This window comes from Nocardia asiatica NBRC 100129 (genome assembly GCF_000308415.1).
GTDB lineage: Bacteria > Actinomycetota > Actinomycetes > Mycobacteriales > Mycobacteriaceae > Nocardia > Nocardia asiatica.
In genome coordinates, this window is sequence record NZ_BAFS01000105.1 from 1 (window position 1) to 20,649 (window position 20,649).

Consider the following 20,649-nt stretch of genomic DNA (forward strand, 5'->3'; position numbering starts at 1 on the left):
GTCCGGACGCGCGGACCCGTGCCGTCCGGACTCGAAATGAATACCCGGACCGTAACAGGGCCCGCGCGCCGGGTCCTGCCCCCAAAAATCGGGATCGGGCCTGCGGTGAACCAGGTCGAGGAGGCCGGGACGACATGACATCATCCGAGGATGCGACGGGCATATCCGATACTCGTATTGTGCTGGGCGCTCGTGGCCGGAAGCTTTGCCGCGCCCGCGGTTTCGGCTGATCCGGTGTGCGCAGGAGGTGTGGCGGTGCGCCCGGTCTCGCTGAGCGTGGACGGTGAAGAGGCGACCGGGAGGGTGTACGAGCCGTACCGATGCCACGCGGGCGACATGTCTGCCGAGGCGCTCGTGGTCGCGGTGCACGGGCACGACGGGTCGTCGGCGGATTTCGCCGGCTACCTCGACTCGATCGCGCGGCGCACCGCCACCCCGATCCTGGCGATGGATCTGCGCTCCGCCGAGAGCGTGTGGCGCACCGGTGAGTGGAATCTGTGGGCGGGCTGGCGCGACATCGTCGCCGCGACCGCCTGGTACCGGGACGCCCACCCGGCGATCGCCCGCACGGTGCTGTGGGGCTGGAGCCAGGGGGGTATCACCAGCGGTCTCGCGGCGGCGCACGGTCCGCGCGGGATGTTCGACTACTGGGTCGACAATTACGGTCCCGCCGACGATTTCACGATGTGGCTGGGCGCGGCGGCGGTGGATCCGGCGCTGCCCGCGCAGATCGAGCGCGACGCGGGTGGTTGCCCGCCGCTCGCCTGTCCGCAGGCCTACGTCGAACGCTCGCCCGCCCTGCTGGCCGCCCGGATGGACGTGCGACGCGCGTTTCTCGTCCACGGCACCGCCGACGACGTGGTGCCCTATGTCACCAGCGTCGAGATGCGCGCGGGCCTGCGCGCCGCGGGACGGCCCACCTCGATGTACACCGTCGTCACCGGACGCGACCTGAGCGGGCGGGTGGTCCCGGGCGACCACGATGTCGGCCCGGCCTTCTTCGAGGGCGGCTGTGTCGTCGAACGCCTGCTGCTCGGCGTGGAACCGGTCGACGGGCCGGACCGCGACTATCTGGTGGACGTCGCGTACGGCGTCGTCACCGCGCCGCCGGCCCCACCGGGCGCGAAGTGCGCGGCGTGAGCAGGCGCGGCGGGAACACGATCGGGCCGGTGCGCGGTTGACCGAGGAAACCGACGACGAAGCGAGGACGCGATGAGCAAGCCGGCCGACCCGGCCTACCACTGGAACGGTGCGGAACTCGACCTGGACGCCTATCTGGCCCGGATCGGTTTCGACGGCGAGCGCGCCCCCACCGTCCGGACGCTGCACGAGCTGGTGCGTGCGCACACCACCGCGATCCCGTTCGAGAACCTGGAGATCATCCTGGGCCGGTCGATTCCCTTGGATCTGCCGAGCTTGCAGGACAAACTCGTACGCCGCAGGCGCGGCGGCTACTGCTACGAGAACGTGGGGCTGTTCGCGGCCGCGCTGGAGCGGCTCGGATTCGGCGTCACCGGCCTCAGCGGGCGCGTGAGCATGGGCGCGGGCACGGCACCGCGGCCCGCCACCCACGCACTGCTGCGCGTGACCACCGCCGACGACGACCGGGTCTGGCTGGCCGACGTCGGCTTCGGCGCCGGACCGCTCGCGCCGTTCGAACTGTCCGCCGCGACCGGCGAATTCAGCGCGGGCGAATGGAAGTTCCGGCTGGAGAGCACGCGCGGTGAGCTGGATTCCGAACTGTGGGTGCTGCACCAGTTCGGCCGCGACGGGTGGGTCGACCGGCACAGTTTCACCCTGACTCCGCAGTACCGCATCGACTACGCGGTCGGCAATCACTTCGTGTCGACCTCGCCGCGATCCCCGTTCACCACCCGGCCGTACGCGCAGCGCTTCCGCCCCGACGTGCACCACGTGCTGGACGGCGTCACGCTGATCACCGAGTACCCCGACGGCACGAGCGACACCCGTGAACTGGAACCCGCGGAGCTGCCCAAGATCCTCGCGGAGGTGTTCGACATCGAACTCGCCGACGCCGATGCCGACGCACTCGCGCGGGGCGCGTGGTCGCGCGGCTGAGCTGGTGACCGGCCGGGCGCCGCCGCGGCCGGATAGGGTCGTCGGCGTGCGTACCAGCCGGAAGTCCCTCGTCCTGTTCACCGCACCGATGCTCGTGCTCGCCGCCTGCTCCTCCGGCCCGGACCAGCCCGACACCGTCGCCGGGCAGTTCGCCGAGGCGCTCAACCGCGACGACATCGCCGCGGCGGCCGCGCTCACCGACAACCCGGCCGCGGCCGCGGAAACCCTCGGCGCGCTCTACGACGGGCTCGGCAAGGACGTGCGCTTCGAGGTCCGCTCGGTCGAGGAGAACGGTTTCGCGCTGGCGGCCACCTGGAAACTCGGTGGGGACGGCAAGTCCGAGTGGAGCTACGCCACCAACGGCGTCGCGCGCGAGGACGGACAGGGGTGGCGGGTGCAGTGGGATCCGGCCACGGTCGCCCCCGGGCTGGCCGCCGGACCCTTGAGCTACAGCAGGGTCTATCCGAAGCCGGCCCGCATCCTCGATTCCGCAGGTGGGGAACTGATGACCGAGCAGATCGTCACGCTGGTGAACGTCGGCCCCGCCGCCGATCTCGTCGCCGTCGCGGACCTGCTCGGTCCGCTCGCGCCCGGACTCACCGCGCCGTCGCTGCAAACGGAACTGGCCGCGGCACAAGGGAAACCGATTACCGCGATCACCCTGCGCGAGACGGATCTCGCCCCGATCCGGGATCGGCTGAGCGCACTGCCCGGCGTCACCCTCGCGCCGCAGACCCGGCTGCTGACCACCGACAAGGCGCTGGCGGCGCCGACCCTGTCCGGCTTGGCCGAACTGTGGCAGGAGTCCGCCGACGCCAACGCGGGATGGGCGGTGCGCGCCCAGACGCCGGAAGGTACCCAGCGCGTCGCCGGGACGGACCCGAAACCCACCGCCGACATCGCGACCACGCTCGACCTCGGCTTGCAGCGTGCGGCGGAGGCCGCGCTGGCCCCGGTCGCCCAGCCCGCCGCGATCGTCGCCCTGCGGCCCTCGACCGGCGACGTCCTCGCGATCGCGCAGAACGCCCCCGCCGACGCGCAGGGCCCGATCGCGCTCACCGGGCTCTACCCGCCGGGTTCGACGTTCAAGACGGTCACCGTCTCCGCCGCGTTGCAGGCGGGAACGGTGACGCCCGACACCGTGCTGCCCTGCCCCGGCACCGCGAACATCGAAGGCCGCCGCATCCCGAACGACAACAACTTCGATCTGGGCTCGGTGCCGCTGCACACCGCGTTCGCCCGCTCCTGCAACACCACGATGGGCGCCCTCGGCGTGCAATTGCCCGCCGACGCGTTGACGAAAGCGGCCGCACAACTCGGCCTCGGGATCGATTACGTCACACCGGGCCTGACCACTGTCACCGGGAAGGTGCCGTCGGCCGGCACCTCCGCACTGCGGGTGGAGTCGGCGATCGGTCAAGGGCAGGTGACAGCGTCGCCGTTCGGCATGGCCCTGGTCGCCGCGTCCATCGCCCGTGGCGCCGCGCCCGCGCCCACCCTCGTCGCGGGCCGGCCGGGAACCCCGGACCGCACCGCCGACCCGCTGCCGCCGCAGATCGGCGACCAGCTGAAAGCCATGATGCGCGAGACGATCACCGACGGCACCGCGACGCAGTTGCGCGACCTCCCCGGTCTGCTCGGCAAGACCGGCACCGCGGAGTACATCGATGACACGCACGCGCACGGCTGGTTCGTCGGCATCGACGGTGACCTGGCATTCGCCGTGTTCATCAGCGACGCGAGCAGTTCGGCGCCCGCTGTGGACGCCGCCGGCCGGATGCTGCGCGCACGCGGATAGTCCGCTTCGGGCGAATCCGGCCCGCCGCGAGGCCCGGCTGGCGCGTGCGAGCATCCAAGGGCCAGCTACACTCATCCCCGGGACCGCGTGAGTAATCAATATGCGGGATGTCACGATTTCGAGAAGGTTCGGAGTAGGCGCCATCGATACCGGTCAGTTGATCGCGGAGCATTACCGCCTGGTCGAGCGGATTGGTAGCGGCGGCACGGGCGTGGTCTGGCGTGCCGTCGACGAACGCCTCCAGCGCTCCGTGGCCGTCAAGCAGATCCACATCCAGCCGAGCCTGCCGGAGGCCGAGCGCGTAGTGGTGCGCCAGCGCGCGATCCGAGAGGCGCGTAACGCGGCCCGTTTCCAGCATCCGAACGCGATCGTCGTGTTCGACATCACCGAGCACGAGGGCGACCCCTGCCTGGTGATGGAGTACCTGAAGTCCAAGAGCCTGGCCGCGGTGATCGGCGCCCAGGGCACCTTGCCGCTGACCCAGGTCGCCCGGATCGGCGAGCAGGTCGCCTCGGCGCTGATCGCGGCGCACCAGGCGGGCATCGTGCATCGTGACGTGAAGCCGGGCAACATCCTGCTCGACGATCACGGAACGGTGAAGATCACCGACTTCGGCATCTCCCGCGCGACCGGCGACGTCACGCTCACCGAGACCGGGCTGATCTGCGGCACCGCCGCCTACCTCGCGCCCGAGGTGGCCCGCGGCTCCGATCCCACTCCGGCCTCGGATGTGTTCGCGCTGGGCGCCACGCTGTTCCACGCGCTGGAGGGCGAACCGCCCTACGGCGCGGGCTCCAATCCGCTGGCGGTGCTCTACGCCGCCGCCAACGGCCAGCTCAGCGAACCGCGCAACGCGGGCCCCGCGACCGATTTCCTGCTCGACCTGCTCAGCCCGGAGCCTTCCGAGCGCCCGACGATGCGGGCGGCGCGCGACCATCTGGCCGCGTTCGCCGATGCCGGTCCCGCGCCGGTGGCCGTCGGGTTCGTGCCCGCCAGCGAAGCGTTCGCGCGGCCGCGAGCGGGCGAATCCGAATCGGCGACCCGCGCGCTGCGGCCCTCGGCGATGGCCTCGGCGCCCTACACGCCCACCGAGCGTCAGCCGCGTCCGCGCCCCGCGCCCGCGCGGCCGGTCCACCAGGACACCGCGGCGCATCCCCGCACGATGGCGCAGCCGCGCCCGGCGCCGAGGCAAGGCTCGGCGGGCAAGCGCCGCGCGGTGCTGATCGGCGCGGTGGCCGGGGCGATCGTCGCCGTCTCGGCGCTGTTGATCAGCGCGTTCAGCCAGTCCGGCTCGGATTCGCCGAGTCCGCAGGCGAGCCCGCCCTCGGCGAGCGCGACCACCAAGGCCGGGACGACTTCGACCGCCGCGGCCCAACTGGGTCAGACGCCCAGCTCCGGAGAGCGGGTCGATATCGGGGCGGCCGGTCAGTTGGTGGAGCAGTTCTACACCAACCCGTCGGGATCGTGGTCGTTGCTGACACCGGCCGCGCAGCAGGCATACGGCGGCGAACAGAGCTTCCGTCAGTACTGGGGCGCCCGGACCATCGACGACTTCAATACGATCGAGGCGGCGAAGCGCAGCAACAACGACGACGGCTCGGTCGACATGCGACTGGCCAGCATCACCGTCGAGGGCCAGACCAAGAGCATGACGCTGCGCGTGATCAGCTCCGGCGGGCGTCTGCTCATCGACAGCGACACCAAGTAGTCGCGAGGTGCCGGAACACCGGCCGGTCCCGGGCTCGCGCCTGCCGGTCGGGTTCCCGGGCGAGATCGGCGCCACACCGCGGGTGCGCTGAGCAGCGCCTCATCGGCCTGACCTGGGCGAGCGCAGTGCGGCAGCGGCCCGGCCGCCCGGACCACGCGGATAACCGCTGGTGTTCGCCCACTAGGCTGGTAGCTGCAACTTTCCCGTCGCGGAATCCGCTGGAGACAAGGACCGACACCACATGACAACCCGCATCGAGCTCGCCCGCGTCGATCTGCGCGGTCGTACTCCCTCCGTCGCCGAGCTGCGCGCCGCGCTGCCGCGTGGGGGAGTCGACGTGGACTCGGTGCTGCATCAGGTGCGTCCGGTGGTGGAGGCGATCCGCGATCAGGGCGTGTCGGCGGCCTTGGAGTTCAGCGAGCGCTTCGACGGCGTGATCCCGGCGACGGTGCGGGTGCCCGCGGCCGAGCTGGAGGCCGCGCTGGAGCGGCTGGACCCCGCGGTGCGCGCGGCGCTGGAGGAGTCCATCGCCAGGGCGCGCAAAGTGCACGCCGATCAGCGGCGCACCGACAAGACCACCGAGGTGGTGCCCGGCGGAACCGTCACCGAGCGCTGGGCGCCGGTCGAGCGGGTCGGCCTGTACGTGCCGGGCGGAAACGCCGTCTACCCGTCCAGCGTCGTGATGAACGTGGTGCCCGCGCAGACCGCGGGCGTCGGCTCGCTGGTGGTGGCGTCGCCGCCGCAGGCGCGGTTCGGCGGGCTGCCGCACCCCACCATCCTGGCCGCCGCGCAGCTGCTCGGCGTCGAGGAGGTGTGGGCGGTCGGCGGCGCCCAGGGCGTGGCGCTGCTGTCCTACGGCGGCGTCGACACCGACGGCGCCCAGCTGGAGCCGGTCGACCTGATCACCGGGCCGGGCAATATCTACGTCACCGCGGCGAAGCGGCTGTGCCGCGGACTGGTCGGCATCGACGCCGAGGCCGGGCCCACCGAGATCGCCATCCTCGCCGACGCGACCGCCGATCCGGTGCACGTCGCCGCCGACCTGATCAGCCAGGCCGAGCACGACGTGCTGGCCGCCAGCGTGCTGGTGACCGACAGCGAACAGCTGGCCGACGCGGTGGACGCGGCGCTGACCGCCCAGCTGACCGTGGTCAAGCACGCCCACCGGGTCACCGAGGCGCTGCGCGGCAAGCAGTCCGGCACGGTGCTGGTCGACGGCATCGAACAGGGCCTGCGCGTGGTGAACGCCTACGCCGCCGAGCACCTGGAGATCCAGACCGCCGACGCGCCCGCGGTCGCGGCCCGGGTGCGCAGCGCGGGAGCCGTGTTCGTCGGCGCGTACGCGCCGGTCAGCCTGGGCGACTACTGCGCGGGCTCCAACCACGTGCTGCCGACGGCGGGCTGCGCGCGGCACTCGTCGGGCCTGAGTGTGCAGACCTTCCTGCGTGGGATCCACGTCGTGGAGTACACCGAAGCGGCGCTGAAGGATGTCGCGGGCCACGTGGTGGCGCTGGCGAACGCGGAAGACCTGCCCGCGCACGGCCAGGCGGTGCAGGCGCGTTTCGAGGCGCTGTCGTGACGCGCGCGGTGAGCGCGCCCGGCGCGGAGGTGACCTTGGACGACCTGCCGCTGCGGGAGAACCTGCGGGGCAAGAAGCCCTACGGCGCACCGCAATTGACGGTTCCGGTGCAGCTGAACACGAACGAGAACCCGCACCCGCCGAGCCGGGCGCTGATCGATGACGTGGCCGAGTCGATCCGCGCGGCCGCCGCGGATCTGCACCGCTACCCCGACCGCGACGCCGTCGCGCTGCGCACCGACCTGGCGCGCTATCTGACCGCGCAGACCGGCGTCGCGCTGGACACCGGCAACGTCTGGGCGGCCAATGGTTCCAACGAGATCCTGCAGCAGCTGTTGCAGGCTTTCGGCGGCCCGGGCCGCAGCGCACTGGGTTTCGTGCCCTCCTACTCGATGCACCCGATCATCTCCGAGGGCATCGACACCGAATGGATCGAGGCCGAGCGCGACACCGACTTCTCCCTCGACATCGACCACGCGTTGGCCGCCATCGCCGAGCGCAGGCCCGACGTGGTGTTCGTGACCAGTCCGAACAACCCGACCGGGCACAGCATCCCGCAGCACGACCTCGCGCGCATCCTCGCGGCCGCGCCCGGCATCGTGGTCGTCGACGAGGCGTACGGCGAGTTCTCGGCGCAGCCCAGCGCCATCGAGCTGATCGAGCGGTTCCCGGCGAAACTCGTGGTGACCAGGACGATGAGCAAGGCGTTCGCGTTCGCGGGCGGACGGCTGGGCTACCTGGTCGCCGCGCCGGCGGTGATCGACGCGATGCTGCTGGTGCGGCTGCCCTACCACCTGTCGGTGGTCACCCAGGCGGCGGCGCGCGCGGCCCTGCGGCATGCCGAGGAGACCCTCGGCAGCGTCGCCGAACTGGCCGCGCAGCGCGACCGGGTGGCGGCGGCGCTGCGCGAGCAGGGTTACGACGTGATCCCCAGCGACGCCAACTTCCTGCTGTTCGGCCGCTTCGTCGATGCCGCGCGCACCTGGCAGCGCTATCTCGACCACGGCGTGCTGATCCGCGATGTCGGCATCCCCGGCTATCTGCGCACCACCATCGGCCTCGCCGCGGAGAACGACGAATTGCTGCGGGTCAGCGGCCTGCTGGCGGGCAGCGACCGCGCACCGCGATGAACCAGCGCCGGGAAGCCCCCGGCGACGACCCCGATTGGACATGAGCATGAGCAGGACCGCCCGGGTGGAGCGGGTCACCAAGGAATCCAGCATCGTCGTCGAACTGGACCTGGACGGCACCGGCAAGACCGAGATCGCCACCGGCGTGCCGTTCTACGACCACATGCTGACCGCGCTCGGCGCGCACGCGAGCTTCGACCTCACCGTGCGCGCGGAGGGCGACATCGAGATCGAGGCGCATCACACCGTCGAGGACACCGCGATCGTGTTCGGTCAGGCGCTCGGCAAGGCGCTGGGCGACAAGGCCGGCATCCGCCGGTTCGGCGACGCCTACATCCCGATGGACGAGACGCTGGCACACGCCGCGGTCGACGTGTCCGGCCGCCCGTACTGTGTGCACACCGGCGAGCCGGACCACTTGGTGCACACGGTGATTCCCGGCTCCGGTCCCGGTGCGCCGTACTCCACTGTGCTCAACCGCCACGTGTTCGAGTCGATCGCGCTGAACGCGCGCATCGCCCTGCACGTCCGGGTGCTCTACGGCCGCGATCAGCACCACGTCACCGAGGCCGAATTCAAAGCGGTGGCGCGCGCCCTGCGCGCCGCGGTGGAACTCGACCCGCGAGTGAGCGGTGTCCCGTCGACGAAGGGAACGCTGTGAGCGCGAAATCCGTGGCGCTGCTGGACTACGGCTCCGGCAACCTGCACTCGGCCGAACGGGCGCTGGCCAGGGCGGGCGCTCGCGTCGAGGTGACCGCCGACCCGGAGGTCGTGCTGGCCGCCGACGGTCTGGTGGTGCCCGGCGTCGGGGCGTTCGCCGCGTGCATGGCGGGACTGCGCGGGGTGCGGGGCGAGCGCCTCATCGGTCAGCGGTTGGCCGGCGGGCGTCCGGTGCTCGGCATCTGCGTGGGCATGCAGATCCTCTTCGAGCGGGGTGTGGAGTTCGGCGTGCGCACCGACGGGTGTGCCGAATGGCCCGGCACGGTCGAACGGCTCTCCGCGCCGGTGCTGCCGCACATGGGCTGGAACACCGTCTCGGCCCCGTCCGACAGCGTTCTGTTCGCGGGTCTCGACACCGACACCCGTTTCTACTTCGTGCACTCCTACGCCGCGCAGAGCTGGGACCTGCCGCCGAGCGAGCACTTCGCCGCGCCCAAACTGACCTGGGCCGAGCACGGCGGGCCGTTCCTGGCCGCGGTGGAGAACGGTGTGCTGTCGGCGACCCAGTTCCACCCGGAGAAGTCCGGTGACGCGGGCGCGCACCTGCTGCGCAACTGGGTGGACTCGCTGTAGGACGAATCCCGCGCGCCGGGCGCGCGGGATCGCCCGCCGGGTCAGCGCGAGCGGACCTTGCTGACCAGCCAGCGTCCGTCGACGTTGTCCAGCGTCACGGTCATCGCCATGCGGCTGGTCTGCGGGAGACCGTCGGTTTCGTCGCTGGTCACCGTCCGGACCACGTCGACGTCCACCTCGGCCCGGTTGTCGTCACCGGAGACGACGCGGCAATCGGCGGAGTTGGCCTCGGCGCGGATGTGCGCGGCCTCCGCGCTCGCCTGGATGTTGCCGCGGAAGTTCTCGAACTCGGCCCGGAACTCCCCGGTGCTGAGGTCGAGCATCCGGCGGACGTGGTCGCCGAACCGCGCGTAATCGTATGTCGCCGCGGCGGAACCGAATTCGCATCCCGCCAGGCGCGCGTCCTCGGGCGGGGCGGCGTCGGCGGCGGGGGCGGCGACGAAGGCCGCGGAGCAGGCGGCTGCCGAAAGCGGCAGGGCGGCAGCCAGTTTGGATCGTGACATGCACTTCCTCGGTGCGAGCTGGAAACGGCGACCGGGGGTGATCGCCGCGCGGAGACGATACCGCCCTGGCTCGCTTCTCTCCTTGCGCGTGGCGAGATCCTGTTCGGCGACCGGCACGCGCACACGCTCCCCGAGATCGAACGCGCCGCGACCGAGTTCCAGATCGGGCACGGCCTGCGGGGCACGGCCGCCCCGGTGACGGCACTGCCCGGCCCGCTACCGAGCCCGGCCCGCTACCGCACACGTGCTCGCCACCCGCTGATCACGGCCGGGTGCCGGTGGACCAGATCGGAGTGGTCCGGACCCGGGACAGGCGCCAGCCTTCACCGGTGCGAACCGCGTCGAAGCGGTAGATCTCGCCGAGGGTGTACTGCGGCTGCGGAATCGACCCGTCGGAGGAGGCGGGCGCGAAGGTGGCGATCAAATTGGCCCGGACATCGGCCGCGTCGCCGCGCAGGTCGATCAGCACATTGCCGATGACGTGCTGGATGCGCTTGTCGCCGCCGTGGTTGCGGCTCGCCTGGGCGATCAGCGCGTCGCGGCCCTCGGCCGTGCCGCCCGGTGTCTTCGCGGTCGCGTCGGGGGTGTAGATCGCCCGCAAGTCGTCGAAGCGGCCCTCGTCCAAGGCGCGGCCGAGCCGATCGACCAGATCGGTGATCCGCTGACGGTCGAGCAGTTCGCGCACCTCCGGCGCCGGGGTCCCCGAACCGGAGGCGCAGGCGGCGGTCAAGGCGGCCAAGGGGAGAACGAGCAGGGGCAGCGCGGAGCGAATCCTGAGCATCGGAGTTGCCTTTCCAGTCGAACGTTGGTCAATCCAACGTTGTTTGGACCAACTTAACAGATCGTGGGTGTTGCCAACAAGTCTTGTTACAGTGACCGCATGGACATCGCGCACGACGACGCCGCGGGACGGCTCCGGGTCCTGCCCAGCAGGCTGGTCAATCAGGTCGCGCTCGTGGCGAATCGGGCGACCGAGCGAGCGCTGGAGCCCACCGGCTCCCGGCGCTACCACTACGCCCTGCTGGCCACGCTCGGGGAATTCGGACCGGCCAGCCAGGCCGAGTTGGGCAGGCGCACCCGCATCGACCGCAGCGACGTGGTCGCGGTGGTGAACGACCTCGCCGCGCGCGGCCTGGTCGAGCGCACTCCCGATCCCGCCGACCGGCGCCGCAACATCGTCACGCTCACCGCCGCGGGCGCCCGCCACCTGGAGGAACTGCACGAGCGCTTGGCGGTCGCCCAGGACGAGTTGCTCGCCGGCTTCTCCGCGGCGGATCGGGCCACCCTGGTCACACTGCTCACCCGGATCCTGGACGCCCACCACGGCTGACCCGGCGCCCGGTGATCGAGGTCCCATTCGCCCAGGCCCTGCACTCGGACGCGGGCGGGTAACCACTAGGCTGCTCTCGTGAGTCTTGTGCTGCTACCCGCCGTCGATGTCGCCAACGGAGAGGCCGTGCGCCTCGTGCAAGGAGAGGCCGGAAGCGAAACCAGCTACGGCTCGCCTCGCGAGGCGGCGCTGGCCTGGCAGGAAGCCGGCGCGGAATGGGTGCATCTGGTCGACCTGGACGCCGCCTTCGGGCGCGGCTCGAATCGGGAGCTGCTCGCGGGCGTCGTCGGCGAACTCGACGTCAAGGTGGAACTGTCCGGTGGCATCCGCGACGACGACAGTCTGGAGGCGGCCCTCGCCACCGGCTGCGCTCGGGTGAACCTCGGCACCGCCGCGCTGGAGGACCCGGTGTGGTGCGCGAAGGCCATCGCCCGGCACGGCGAGCGCATCGCCGTCGGCCTGGACGTGCGCATCATCGACGGCGAATATCGGCTGCGCGGCCGTGGCTGGGTCAGTGACGGCGGCGACCTGTGGGAGGTGCTCGAACGCCTGGAACGGGACGGCTGCTCGCGGTACGTGGTGACCGACGTGACCAAGGACGGCACGCTCACCGGCCCGAATCTGGACCTGCTGCGGGAAGTCTGCGCGGCCACCGACGCCCCGGTCATCGCCTCCGGCGGCGTCTCCACCATCGCGGACCTCGTCGCGATCGCCGAACTGGTGCCCGACGGCGTCGAAGGGTCGATCGTCGGCAAGGCGCTGTACGCGGGCCGGTTCACCCTGCCCGAGGCGCTGGCCGCGGTGAGATGACCCAGGAGCTGTCGAACCTGCTCGCCGCGGCGAGCGAGGTCCTGGACTCGGTGCGCCCGCGGTTCGTCGAGGGCATCGGCGCGCCCAGCGCGGTCGAGAAGGGCCGCAACGATTTCGCCACGGAACTCGACCTGGAATTGGAGCGCACCGTCTCCGCCGAGTTGCTGCGGCGCACCGGCATCGAGGTGCACGGTGAGGAGTTCGGCGGTCCGCAGCTCGCCTCCGGCACCGCGTGGGTGCTCGACCCGATCGACGGCACCTTCAACTACTCCTCCGGTCATCCGCTCTCGGGCATGCTGCTCGCGCTGGTGCGCGACGGGGAACCGGTGCTCGGCCTGACCTGGCTGCCGCTGCTGGGCCGCCGCTACGCCGCCGTGTCCGGAGGCCCGGTGCTGCTGGACGGCAGGCCGCTGCCGCCGCTGCCGCGCGGCAAGCTCGCCGAGGCCATGATCGGCTTCGGCGCGTTCAACGTCGACTCGCACGGCCGCATCCCCGGCCAGTTCCGCTTCGACCTGCTCGGCCCGCTGAGCAGGCTGTCCTCCCGGGTGCGGATGCACGGCTCGACCGGCATCGATCTGGCGTTCACCGCCTCCGGCGTGCTCGGCGGGGCGATCGTGTTCGGCCACCATCCCTGGGACAACGCGGCGGGCGTCGCCCTGGTGCGCGCGGCGGGCGGGGTGGTGACCGACCTGGCCGGCCGGCCGTGGACCATCACCTCCGGCTCCGTGCTCGCGGCCGCGCCCGGCGTGCACGAAGAACTGCTCGACATGATCTGCACGGTCGCCGATCCGGCGGCCGCGGAGGAAGGGTGAGGCAATGACGTTGGCCGTACGAGTGATCCCGTGCCTGGACGTCGACGCGGGACGGGTGGTCAAGGGCGTCAACTTCGAAAACCTGCGCGATGCGGGTGATCCCGTCGAACTGGCCGCCCTCTACGACGCGCAGGGCGCCGACGAGCTGACCTTTCTCGACGTGACCGCATCCACCGGCGACCGCGGCACCATGATCGACGTGGTGACCCGCACCGCCGAGCAGATCTTCATTCCGCTCACCGTCGGCGGCGGGGTGCGCACCGTCGAGGACGTGGACCGCCTGCTGCGCGCCGGCGCGGACAAGGTCTCGGTGAACACCGCCGCGATCGCGCGGCCGGAGGTGCTGCGCGAGATGTCCGAGCGCTTCGGCTCCCAGTGCATCGTGCTGTCGGTGGACGCGCGCACCGTGCCGGACGGGCAGCCCGCCACCCCCTCCGGCTGGGAGGTGACCACGCACGGCGGCAAACGCGGCACCGGCATCGACGCGGTCGAGTGGGCGGTGCGCGGCGCGGAACTGGGGGTCGGCGAGATCCTGCTCAACTCGATGGACGCCGACGGCACCAAGGCCGGTTTCGACCTGCCGATGATCCGTGCCGTGCGGGCGGCCGTCACGGTTCCGGTGATCGCCAGCGGGGGAGCGGGCGCGGTCGAGCACTTCGCTCCGGCCGTGCACGCGGGCGCCGACGCGGTGCTGGCGGCCAGCGTGTTCCACTTCGGTGACCTCACCATCGGCCAGGTCAAGGAGTCGATGCGGGCGGAGAAGATCGTCATCCGGTAGTGATCGGCGGAAATCAACCGAGCCGGAAGGCGGATCGGACCGTGGACTCCGGGCGCGTGCGCCCGCGTCCGACCCTGTTATAACGGTGCCATGAGTCTCGATCCCGCTATCGCCGCCCGTCTCAAGCGCAACGACGCCGGGCTGGTGTCGGCCGTCGCACAGGAACGCGCCACCGGCGACGTGCTGATGGTCGCGTGGATGGACGACGAAGCGCTGGCGCGCACGCTGGAAACCCGCAAGGCGACTTACTATTCGCGCTCCCGCGGGCAGTACTGGGTCAAAGGGGAGACCTCGGGCCACACGCAGTACGTGCACGAAGTGCGGCTCGACTGCGACGGCGACACGATCCTGCTCGTCGTGGATCAGGAGGGCGCGGCCTGCCACACCGGCACGCACACCTGCTTCGACTCGGACGTGCTGCTGGCCGCGCGATCGGCGACCGGGGACTAGCCGCCGTTCGGGCGATGCGCGTCCCGGTCGGCCGGGGCGAGTCCGCCGAGCTGGTCCAGCGCCTCCGCGAGCCGCCCGGCCAGCAGCTCGCCGAGTTCGGCGACCTGGGCCTTCTGTGGGTCGTCCAGGCCGTCGAAGACCAGATGCCGCACCGCCTGCAGATATCCCGGCGCGGCCTCGACCACCTTGCGGTAGCCGTCGTCGGTGAGCACGGCGTATACGCCACGCCGCCCGGCGGTCGCCGAGCGCTCCGCCCAGCCCATGCGCTCCAATTTGGAGACCACGTGCGACAGCCGCGATAACGATGCATTTGCCTTGTGGGCAAGCTCACTCATCTGCAGTCGGTGCCCCGGTTCCTCCGACAGCAGGGTCAATACCCAGTACTCGAAATGTGTCACGCCGGACTCCCGCTGGAGCTGCGTGTCCAAGGCTCCTGGCAGCCGCGTCATCAGCGCCACGATCGCGCGCCAAGCTCGTTGTTCGACCGGGTCGAGCCACTTCGTCACTGTGTGCCTTCTTTCAAGCCAAGTGACGTGGTCTTGTTCGTAGTCCTAGTGATTGTCGATCAGCTTGTGCACAGTCACCCGCGACATCGAGTTTGCCACGACTTCGCTCGACCGGCACAAAGATGCTGGGTGAGGTGAGTTCACTCACACGCCGGGCGGCGGGGCGTCCGCGGTCTTCGCGCTACCCGGATGCGTGCGCCGCCACCTGCGCAGCAGCAACAGCGCGATGGCGAGGAGGAACAGCAGCGTGGCGATGACGGCGCCGGTCAGCGCGGCGCCGCGGAAGGCGGGCGCGTCGACGTCCAGAATCCGCTCGCCCGCGTGGGCGGCGTTGCTGTTGCCGAGCACTATGGTCAGCGTCATCAGGTTGGGGATGGCGAACAGGATCGCGACGACCGCGGCCGCGCCCGCGAGGAACCTGCCTCCCTTGCGCCGCCACACCCGCACCGCGAACAGCAGCAGGAAAAGTGTGACCACGGTGCAGAATCCGCCGTAGAACAGGCCCCATCCGATGCCCTTGGCGAAGCTGCCCTGCACCGCCGATCCGATCCGCTGCGCCCACCAGCGCGGAATGAACGAGGACAGGATGAAGTAGAGGACGACGAGAACGGCCAGGAGCGCGGCACCGCCGATGATCCGCGTACGCCAGACGGCTGCTGCAGGTTTGCCACCGCCCGGCTGAACTTCGGTCGAAGTCATTGTTCCAGCCTAGGCCGGGCGGTCGCCCGGCAGCGGCTGCGCGCACGCGGCGCGTCGCGCCTTACCTGGAGCGCAGGTAGTTCAGTGCTTCGTCGGCGTGCACCGCCGCGCGCAACTCGCCGGTAATCACCTTGCGAATGGTGCGGTCGGTGTCGATGACGAATGTTTGCCGCTTCACCGGCGCGAGTTTGCCGAGCAGGCCGCGCTTCACGCCGAACTGCGCCGCCACGGCGCCGTCGGCGTCGGAGAGCAGCGGATAGCCCAGGCGCTGCTTCTCGGCGAAGCCCGCCTGGGTGTCCACGTTGTCGGTGCTGATGCCGACGCAGGTGGCGCCGACCGCGGCGAATTCGGCGGCGAGGTCACGGAAATGACACGCCTCGGCCGTGCACACGGGCGTATTGGCCGCCGGATAGAAGAAGAGGACCAGTGGGCCGTCCGCCAGCAGCGCGTCGAGCGAGCGGGGAGTGCCGGACTGGTCGGGAAGCTCGAAATCAGGGGCGAGCTGTCCTTGCTGCATACCCGGGCACACTACCGGGCGCTTGGTCGAATCGGGTATCCCGCTCGCGGCGGGAGAGGGCGCCGAGCGCGCTCCATCGCTCGTGCCCGTCGATGCGCCGCGGCCGATCGCCGCGCCGGTGGCCGGGCACGAGCCGAGGTGCGGCTACGCGCCGATGAGCGCCGCGACCTCAGGGTTCTTGATCGCCATCACATCGAGGATGCCGTGGGCGCGCAGGAACGGCTTCAGCTCCTTGATGCGGTCGCTGTGGACGGCGTATTCGTCCGGGAAGTGGTTCTTGTCCAGGGACTCCAATGCTTTGACGTAGGTGACGAAGGACGCGAGCGCGTTACTCGGCGAGCCTTGGTGTGCCGGATGGCCCTGGCCCACCGCCCGCGCGGTGTGGCGGTGCGGGACGCTGTGGTTCGGGACGTGCCGAGGACCCTCGGGCGCTACCGATTGCGAGGGGTACATCAGTTGTCTCCTCTCGAGATGGATACCGCATGCGACGTGGAACGGGCGCGAGTGTAGTGAGCGCCGCCACACCTCCCGCGGGCGCGTGGGAACCGGACGGTCGACCTGATTTGTCGGGTTTGTCGCGTCCGCCGCCGTGTCACCGGCACCGCTCACCGGTCGATCCGCCCGGCCTGGGATGATGAGTGCATGCCAGGCACGTCCACGCCCACCACCACGACCCGCGAGCAATTCCATCAGCTGGCCGCGGAGCACCGGGTGGTCCCGGTGACCCGAAAGGTGCTGGCGGACTCGGAAACTCCGCTGTCGGCCTACCGCAAGCTCGCGGGTGACCGGGCGGGCACCTTCCTGTTCGAGTCCGCGGAGAACGGGCGGTCGTGGTCGCGCTGGTCGTTCATCGGCGCGGGCAGCCCTTCGGCGCTGACCGTCGTCGACGGCGCGGCGACCTGGCTGGGCAATATCCCGGCCGACGCGCCGTCGGGCGGCGATCCGCTGGTCGCGCTGCGCGAGACGCTGGAGCTGCTGCGCACCGAGCGCCTGCCCGGGCTGCCGCCGCTGACCGGCGGCATGGTCGGCTACCTCGGCTACGACGCGGTGCGCCGGATCGAGCGGCTGCCCAGCCTGGCGCTGGACGACCTGCGGCTGCCGGAGATGGTCTTGCTGCTGGCCACCGACCTGGCCGCGTTCGACCACCACGAGGGCGCCATCACGCTGATCGCCAACGCGGTGAACTGGAACGGCACCGCCGAGCGGGCCGACGAGGCCTACGACGACGCGGTGGCCCGGCTGGACCGGATGACCGCCGCGCTCGGCGCGCCCGCCGATTCCACCGTCTCGGTGTTCGACCAGCCCGAGCCCCGGTACCGGCGCAGGCGCACCACCGAGGAGTTCGGCGCGGGCGTGCGCCGCCTGGTCAAGGAGATCGAGGCGGGCGAGGCGTTCCAGGTGGTGCTGTCGCAACGTTTCGAGATGGACTACGACGGGGCGCCGATCGACCTGTACCGGATGCTGCGCGCGTCCAATCCCAGCCCGTACATGTATCTGCTGCACATCCCCGACGGCGAGGGCGGCACCGCGTTCTCCATCGTCGGTTCCAGCCCGGAATCGCTGGTGACCGTGCAGGACGGTGTGGCGACGACCCATCCGATCGCGGGCACCCGCTGGCGGGGCGGCACCGAGGAGGAGGACCTGCTGCTGGAGAAGGGCCTGCTCGCCGACGAGAAGGAGAACGCCGAGCACCTGATGCTCGTCGACCTCGGCCGCAACGACCTGGGCCGGGTGTGCGAGCCGGGCACCGTGCGGGTCACCGAGTACCGGCACATCGAGCGCTACAGCCACGTCATGCACCTGGTGTCGACCGTGTCGGGCCGGTTGGCTCCCGGCCGGATCGCGCTGGACGCGGTGCGGGCCTGCTTCCCGGCGGGCACCCTGTCCGGTGCGCCCAAGGTGCGCGCGATGGAACTGATCGAGGAACTGGAACCGACCCGTCGCGGCGTCTACGGCGGCGTCGTCGGGTACCTGGACTTCGCCGGGGACGCCGATACCGCCATCGCCATCCGCACCGCGCTGCTGAAGGACGGCACGGCCTACGTGCAGGCGGGCGCGGGCGTCGTCGCGGACTCGGACCCGGAGTACGAGGACGTGGAATCGCGCAACAAGGCGATGGCGGTGCTCAAGGCGATCGCGGCGGCGGGAACCGTGCGGGCCTACGGCACGGAGCCGGGTGCGGCGAACGGCGGGCCGCTATGACCGCTGCCGACCCCGAAGACGAACCGGGCCGGGCACGGGAGCCCGCCGCGGACACGAGCGCCTCGGCGAAGCCGGTTCCACCGGCGGAGGATTCCGCCGCGTCTCCCGAATCTCCCACCGAGGGCGGCGAAACCGGGCGCAAATACCCGGTCGGCGCGGTCGTGCTGCTCGCAGTGGCCGCCGCCGCGCTGTGGGCCTCGTCCCGGATGACCTGGGTGACGGTCTCGTCGTCGGACGGACTCACCCAGCCGCGCACCGATCACCTGGACGGCGGGGTGTGGTTCGGCGCATTGACACCGCTCGCGCTGGTGCTGCTCGCATCGATCGCCGCGGTGCTGGCCACCCGGAACTGGTTGCGCCGGGTCGTCGGCGTGCTGATCGCGCTGGTCGCGGCGGTGGCCGCGGTGCCGGCGTTCGCCCTGCTGACCGGTTCGGGCAAGACCGCCGAGCGGGCCGCGAAACTCGCCGAACTCCCGGCGCGCGCCCAAGTCGAGACGGTGAGCACGTCGGCGTTCCCGGCCGTGCTCGCGCTGCTCGGCGCGATCGCCGCGTTCGGCGCGGGCGCGCTGCTGGCGCGCATGCCCGCCGAGACGGCGCGGCTGTCGGGCAAATACGACAACCCGGTCTTCCGGCGCGCCGACGCCACGGCGGAGGTCACCCAGCGGCGCGCGGACTCCTCGTCCGCACCACAGCTGTCCGAGCGCGTGCTGTGGGACGCGCTGGACGCGGGCGCCGATCCGACCGAGGAAGCCGAGGGCGCGGGACCGCCGCCGGACGATCCCGATCACCGCGAGGCGGGCCGACATGGCCGCTGAGCAGTTCGCGCGCGGGGAATGTGGCGGCTGCCACCTTGCGTCGAGCCCTTCCGCGTGGTTCAACCCCGGCCCCGGCGCGAACGCGCCCGGTAGGTCCATTTATTCTTTGTCAGCATCGGTGAGACAGCGCCTGGGGGGATTCTCAGGTAGCAAGTCCGTCTCCCCAGAAAGGATTCGAGCCAGATGACGGTACTCGACTCGATTCTCGACGGGGTCCGCGCGGATGTGGCCGCTCGGGAAGCCCTTCTCGACTTCCAGGCGGTCAAGGCGGCCGCCGCGGCCGCGCCCGCGGCGCTGGACGCCCGCGCGGCGCTGCTCGAGGACGGCATCGGCGTGATCGCCGAGGTCAAGCGGGCAAGTCCGTCCAAGGGCGAGCTGGCCGACATCCCGGACCCGGCGAGCCTGGCCAAGGCCTACGAGGACGGCGGCGCCCGGATCATCAGCGTGCTCACCGAGGGCCGCCGCTTCAACGGGTCGCTCGACGACCTGGACGCGGTCCGCGCCACGGTGCACATCCCGATCCTGCGCAAGGACTTCGTCGTCGGCCCCTACCAGATCCACGAGGCGCGCGCGCACGGCGCGGACGTCATCCTGCTGATCGTCGCGGCGCTGGAGCAGGACGTGCTGTCCTCCCTGATCGACCGCACCGAGTCGCTGGGGATGACCGCGCTGGTCGAAGTGCACACCGAGGAGGAGGCCGACCGCGCGCTGGAGGCGGGCGCGTCGGTGATCGGCGTGAACGCCCGCAATCTCAAGACGCTCGAGGTCGACCGCGACGTGTTCGCGCGGATCGCGCCCGGACTGCCCACCGAGGTCATCCGGATCGCCGAGTCCGGCATCCGCGGCACCGCCGACCTGCTGGCCTACGCGGGCGCGGGCGCGGACGCGGTGCTCGTCGGCGAGGGACTGGTGACCAGTGGCGATCCCCGCGCGGCGGTCTCCGAGCTGGTGACCGCGGGCACCCACCCGTCCTGCCCGAAGCCGGCGCGGCGGGGCCGGTGACGAGCGTGGCGGCACTACCCAAGGCCAGCGACGGCGTCGCCCAGCGCAGCGGTCACGAGCCGGACGCGGGCGGCCACTTCGGCGTCTACGGCGGCAGGCACGTCCCCGAGGCGCTGATGGCCGTGATCGAGGAAGTCACCGCCGAATACGAGAAGTCCCGGCTCGACGACTCCTTCCTCAACGAGCTCGACCGGCTGCAGCGCGACTACACCGGCCGCCCGTCGCCGGTGTTCGAGTGCAAGCGGCTGTCCGAGCACGCGGGCGGCGCCCGCATCCTGCTCAAGCGCGAGGACCTGAACCACACCGGTTCGCACAAGATCAACAACGTGCTCGGTCAGGCGCTGCTGGCCAAGCGGATGGGCAAGACCCGGGTCATCGCCGAGACCGGCGCGGGCCAGCACGGCGTCGCCACCGCGACCGCCTGCGCGCTGCTCGGCCTGGATTGCGTCATCTACATGGGCGCGGTCGACACGGCGCGCCAGGCGCTCAACGTGGCGCGCATGCGCCTGCTCGGCGCCGAGGTGATCTCGGTGACCTCCGGTTCGCAGACGCTCAAGGATGCCATCAACGAGGCGCTGCGCGACTGGGTGACCAACGCCGAGGACACCTACTACTGCTTCGGCACCGCCGCGGGCCCG

At 71.2% G+C, this 20,649-nt stretch carries 23 protein-coding genes; 17 read left to right on the forward strand and 6 right to left on the reverse strand.

The window, feature by feature from the left end; translation table 11 throughout:
• Positions 1 to 234 precede the first annotated feature (234 nt).
• From ON27_RS09985 to hisH, 8 genes are all read left to right on the forward strand, one after another.
• Complete coding sequence (locus ON27_RS09985) at positions 235 to 1,140, forward strand: alpha/beta hydrolase family protein (protein WP_245559896.1); 906 nt, start codon at positions 235 to 237, stop codon at positions 1,138 to 1,140.
• Positions 1,141 to 1,212: 72 nt separating this feature from the next.
• A complete protein-coding gene (locus tag ON27_RS09990) occupies positions 1,213 to 2,079 on the forward strand; it encodes an arylamine N-acetyltransferase family protein (RefSeq protein WP_043723190.1) in 867 nt (288 codons plus the stop codon).
• Between the two features lie 88 nt (positions 2,080 to 2,167).
• Positions 2,168 to 3,877, forward strand: coding sequence for a penicillin-binding transpeptidase domain-containing protein (locus tag ON27_RS09995; RefSeq protein WP_051046406.1), 1,710 nt, complete (start codon positions 2,168 to 2,170; stop codon positions 3,875 to 3,877).
• A gap of 157 nt (positions 3,878 to 4,034) precedes the next feature.
• On the forward strand, positions 4,035 to 5,585 hold the full coding sequence (locus ON27_RS10000) for a serine/threonine-protein kinase (RefSeq protein WP_043723194.1): 1,551 nt from the start codon (positions 4,035 to 4,037) through the stop codon (positions 5,583 to 5,585).
• Between the two features lie 241 nt (positions 5,586 to 5,826).
• Positions 5,827 to 7,164, forward strand: coding sequence for a histidinol dehydrogenase (hisD, locus tag ON27_RS10005; RefSeq protein ID WP_043723204.1), 1,338 nt, complete (start codon positions 5,827 to 5,829; stop codon positions 7,162 to 7,164).
• Positions 7,161 to 8,294: a histidinol-phosphate transaminase gene (locus tag ON27_RS10010; protein WP_043723207.1), complete on the forward strand. Its 1,134-nt coding sequence runs from the start codon at positions 7,161 to 7,163 to the stop codon at positions 8,292 to 8,294. Before hisD ends, ON27_RS10010 begins: the two co-directional genes overlap by 4 nt.
• Positions 8,295 to 8,334: 40 nt before the next feature.
• Positions 8,335 to 8,955 carry an imidazoleglycerol-phosphate dehydratase HisB gene (gene hisB, locus ON27_RS10015; protein ID WP_043723212.1) on the forward strand — a complete coding sequence of 207 codons (621 nt, stop codon included), beginning with the start codon at positions 8,335 to 8,337 and terminating at the stop codon, positions 8,953 to 8,955.
• Positions 8,952 to 9,587, forward strand: coding sequence for an imidazole glycerol phosphate synthase subunit HisH (gene hisH / locus ON27_RS10020; RefSeq protein WP_043723216.1), 636 nt, complete (start codon positions 8,952 to 8,954; stop codon positions 9,585 to 9,587). The genes hisB and hisH overlap by 4 nt, the downstream gene beginning before the upstream one ends.
• 41 nt (positions 9,588 to 9,628) lie before the next feature.
• Here the strand turns inward: hisH and ON27_RS10025 are convergent, their stop codons facing one another.
• Positions 9,629 to 10,090 (reverse strand): Rv1363c family protein, encoded by a 462-nt coding sequence (locus ON27_RS10025; RefSeq protein ID WP_157227140.1) that lies wholly within the window; start codon positions 10,088 to 10,090, stop codon positions 9,629 to 9,631.
• 262 nt (positions 10,091 to 10,352) lie between these two features.
• The gene (locus ON27_RS10030) at positions 10,353 to 10,871 is read right to left on the reverse strand and encodes a nuclear transport factor 2 family protein (protein ID WP_051046403.1); all 519 of its coding nucleotides are present in this window, start codon (positions 10,869 to 10,871) and stop codon (positions 10,353 to 10,355) included.
• A 99-nt stretch (positions 10,872 to 10,970) separates the two neighbouring features.
• Between ON27_RS10030 and ON27_RS10035 the strand changes: the two genes are divergently transcribed.
• The 5 genes from ON27_RS10035 to hisI all read left to right on the forward strand — a co-directional run bounded on the left by ON27_RS10035 (position 10,971) and on the right by hisI (position 14,270).
• Positions 10,971 to 11,420 carry a MarR family winged helix-turn-helix transcriptional regulator gene (locus tag ON27_RS10035; RefSeq protein WP_043723221.1) on the forward strand — a complete coding sequence of 150 codons (450 nt, stop codon included), beginning with the start codon at positions 10,971 to 10,973 and terminating at the stop codon, positions 11,418 to 11,420.
• A gap of 78 nt (positions 11,421 to 11,498) precedes the next feature.
• Positions 11,499 to 12,230, forward strand: a complete 732-nt coding sequence (priA, locus tag ON27_RS10040; protein ID WP_043723227.1) for a bifunctional 1-(5-phosphoribosyl)-5-((5-phosphoribosylamino)methylideneamino)imidazole-4-carboxamide isomerase/phosphoribosylanthranilate isomerase PriA — start codon at positions 11,499 to 11,501, stop codon at positions 12,228 to 12,230.
• Positions 12,227 to 13,042: an inositol monophosphatase family protein gene (locus ON27_RS10045; protein WP_043723231.1), complete on the forward strand. Its 816-nt coding sequence runs from the start codon at positions 12,227 to 12,229 to the stop codon at positions 13,040 to 13,042. Before priA ends, ON27_RS10045 begins: the two co-directional genes overlap by 4 nt.
• A gap of 4 nt (positions 13,043 to 13,046) precedes the next feature.
• Entirely contained in the window at positions 13,047 to 13,820 is a 774-nt protein-coding gene (gene hisF / locus ON27_RS10050) for an imidazole glycerol phosphate synthase subunit HisF (protein WP_043723235.1), read from the forward strand.
• A 90-nt stretch (positions 13,821 to 13,910) separates the two neighbouring features.
• Positions 13,911 to 14,270, forward strand: a complete 360-nt coding sequence (hisI, locus tag ON27_RS10055) for a phosphoribosyl-AMP cyclohydrolase (RefSeq protein ID WP_043723245.1) — start codon at positions 13,911 to 13,913, stop codon at positions 14,268 to 14,270.
• On the opposite strand, the gene ON27_RS10060 is transcribed toward hisI, so the two are convergent.
• The 4 genes from ON27_RS10060 to ON27_RS10075 form a co-directional block, all read right to left on the reverse strand.
• The gene (locus ON27_RS10060; RefSeq protein ID WP_083887481.1) at positions 14,267 to 14,719 is read right to left on the reverse strand and encodes a MarR family winged helix-turn-helix transcriptional regulator; all 453 of its coding nucleotides are present in this window, start codon (positions 14,717 to 14,719) and stop codon (positions 14,267 to 14,269) included. The two genes, hisI and ON27_RS10060, sit on opposite strands and share 4 nt — an antisense overlap.
• 201 nt (positions 14,720 to 14,920) lie before the next feature.
• Positions 14,921 to 15,475, reverse strand: coding sequence for a permease (locus tag ON27_RS10065; protein WP_051046405.1), 555 nt, complete (start codon positions 15,473 to 15,475; stop codon positions 14,921 to 14,923).
• 61 nt (positions 15,476 to 15,536) lie between these two features.
• Positions 15,537 to 15,992, reverse strand: a complete 456-nt coding sequence (locus ON27_RS10070) for a peroxiredoxin (RefSeq protein ID WP_043723249.1) — start codon at positions 15,990 to 15,992, stop codon at positions 15,537 to 15,539.
• 144 nt (positions 15,993 to 16,136) lie between these two features.
• The gene (locus tag ON27_RS10075) at positions 16,137 to 16,445 is read right to left on the reverse strand and encodes a hypothetical protein (protein WP_043723254.1); all 309 of its coding nucleotides are present in this window, start codon (positions 16,443 to 16,445) and stop codon (positions 16,137 to 16,139) included.
• Positions 16,446 to 16,634: 189 nt separating this feature from the next.
• On the opposite strand from ON27_RS10075, the gene ON27_RS10080 reads away from it, so the two are divergent.
• The 4 genes from ON27_RS10080 to ON27_RS10095 form a co-directional block, all read left to right on the forward strand.
• Positions 16,635 to 18,194, forward strand: coding sequence for an anthranilate synthase component I (locus ON27_RS10080; protein ID WP_043723262.1), 1,560 nt, complete (start codon positions 16,635 to 16,637; stop codon positions 18,192 to 18,194).
• On the forward strand, positions 18,191 to 19,009 hold the full coding sequence (locus ON27_RS10085; protein WP_043723263.1) for a TIGR02234 family membrane protein: 819 nt from the start codon (positions 18,191 to 18,193) through the stop codon (positions 19,007 to 19,009). The genes ON27_RS10080 and ON27_RS10085 overlap by 4 nt, the downstream gene beginning before the upstream one ends.
• Positions 19,010 to 19,192: 183 nt before the next feature.
• Complete coding sequence (gene trpC / locus ON27_RS10090) at positions 19,193 to 20,011, forward strand: indole-3-glycerol phosphate synthase TrpC (protein WP_043723264.1); 819 nt, start codon at positions 19,193 to 19,195, stop codon at positions 20,009 to 20,011.
• Positions 20,008 to 20,649, forward strand: a 642-nt coding sequence (locus ON27_RS10095; protein WP_043723265.1) for a pyridoxal-phosphate dependent enzyme, incomplete at its 3' end; no start/stop codon positions are given. The genes trpC and ON27_RS10095, both read left to right, overlap by 4 nt.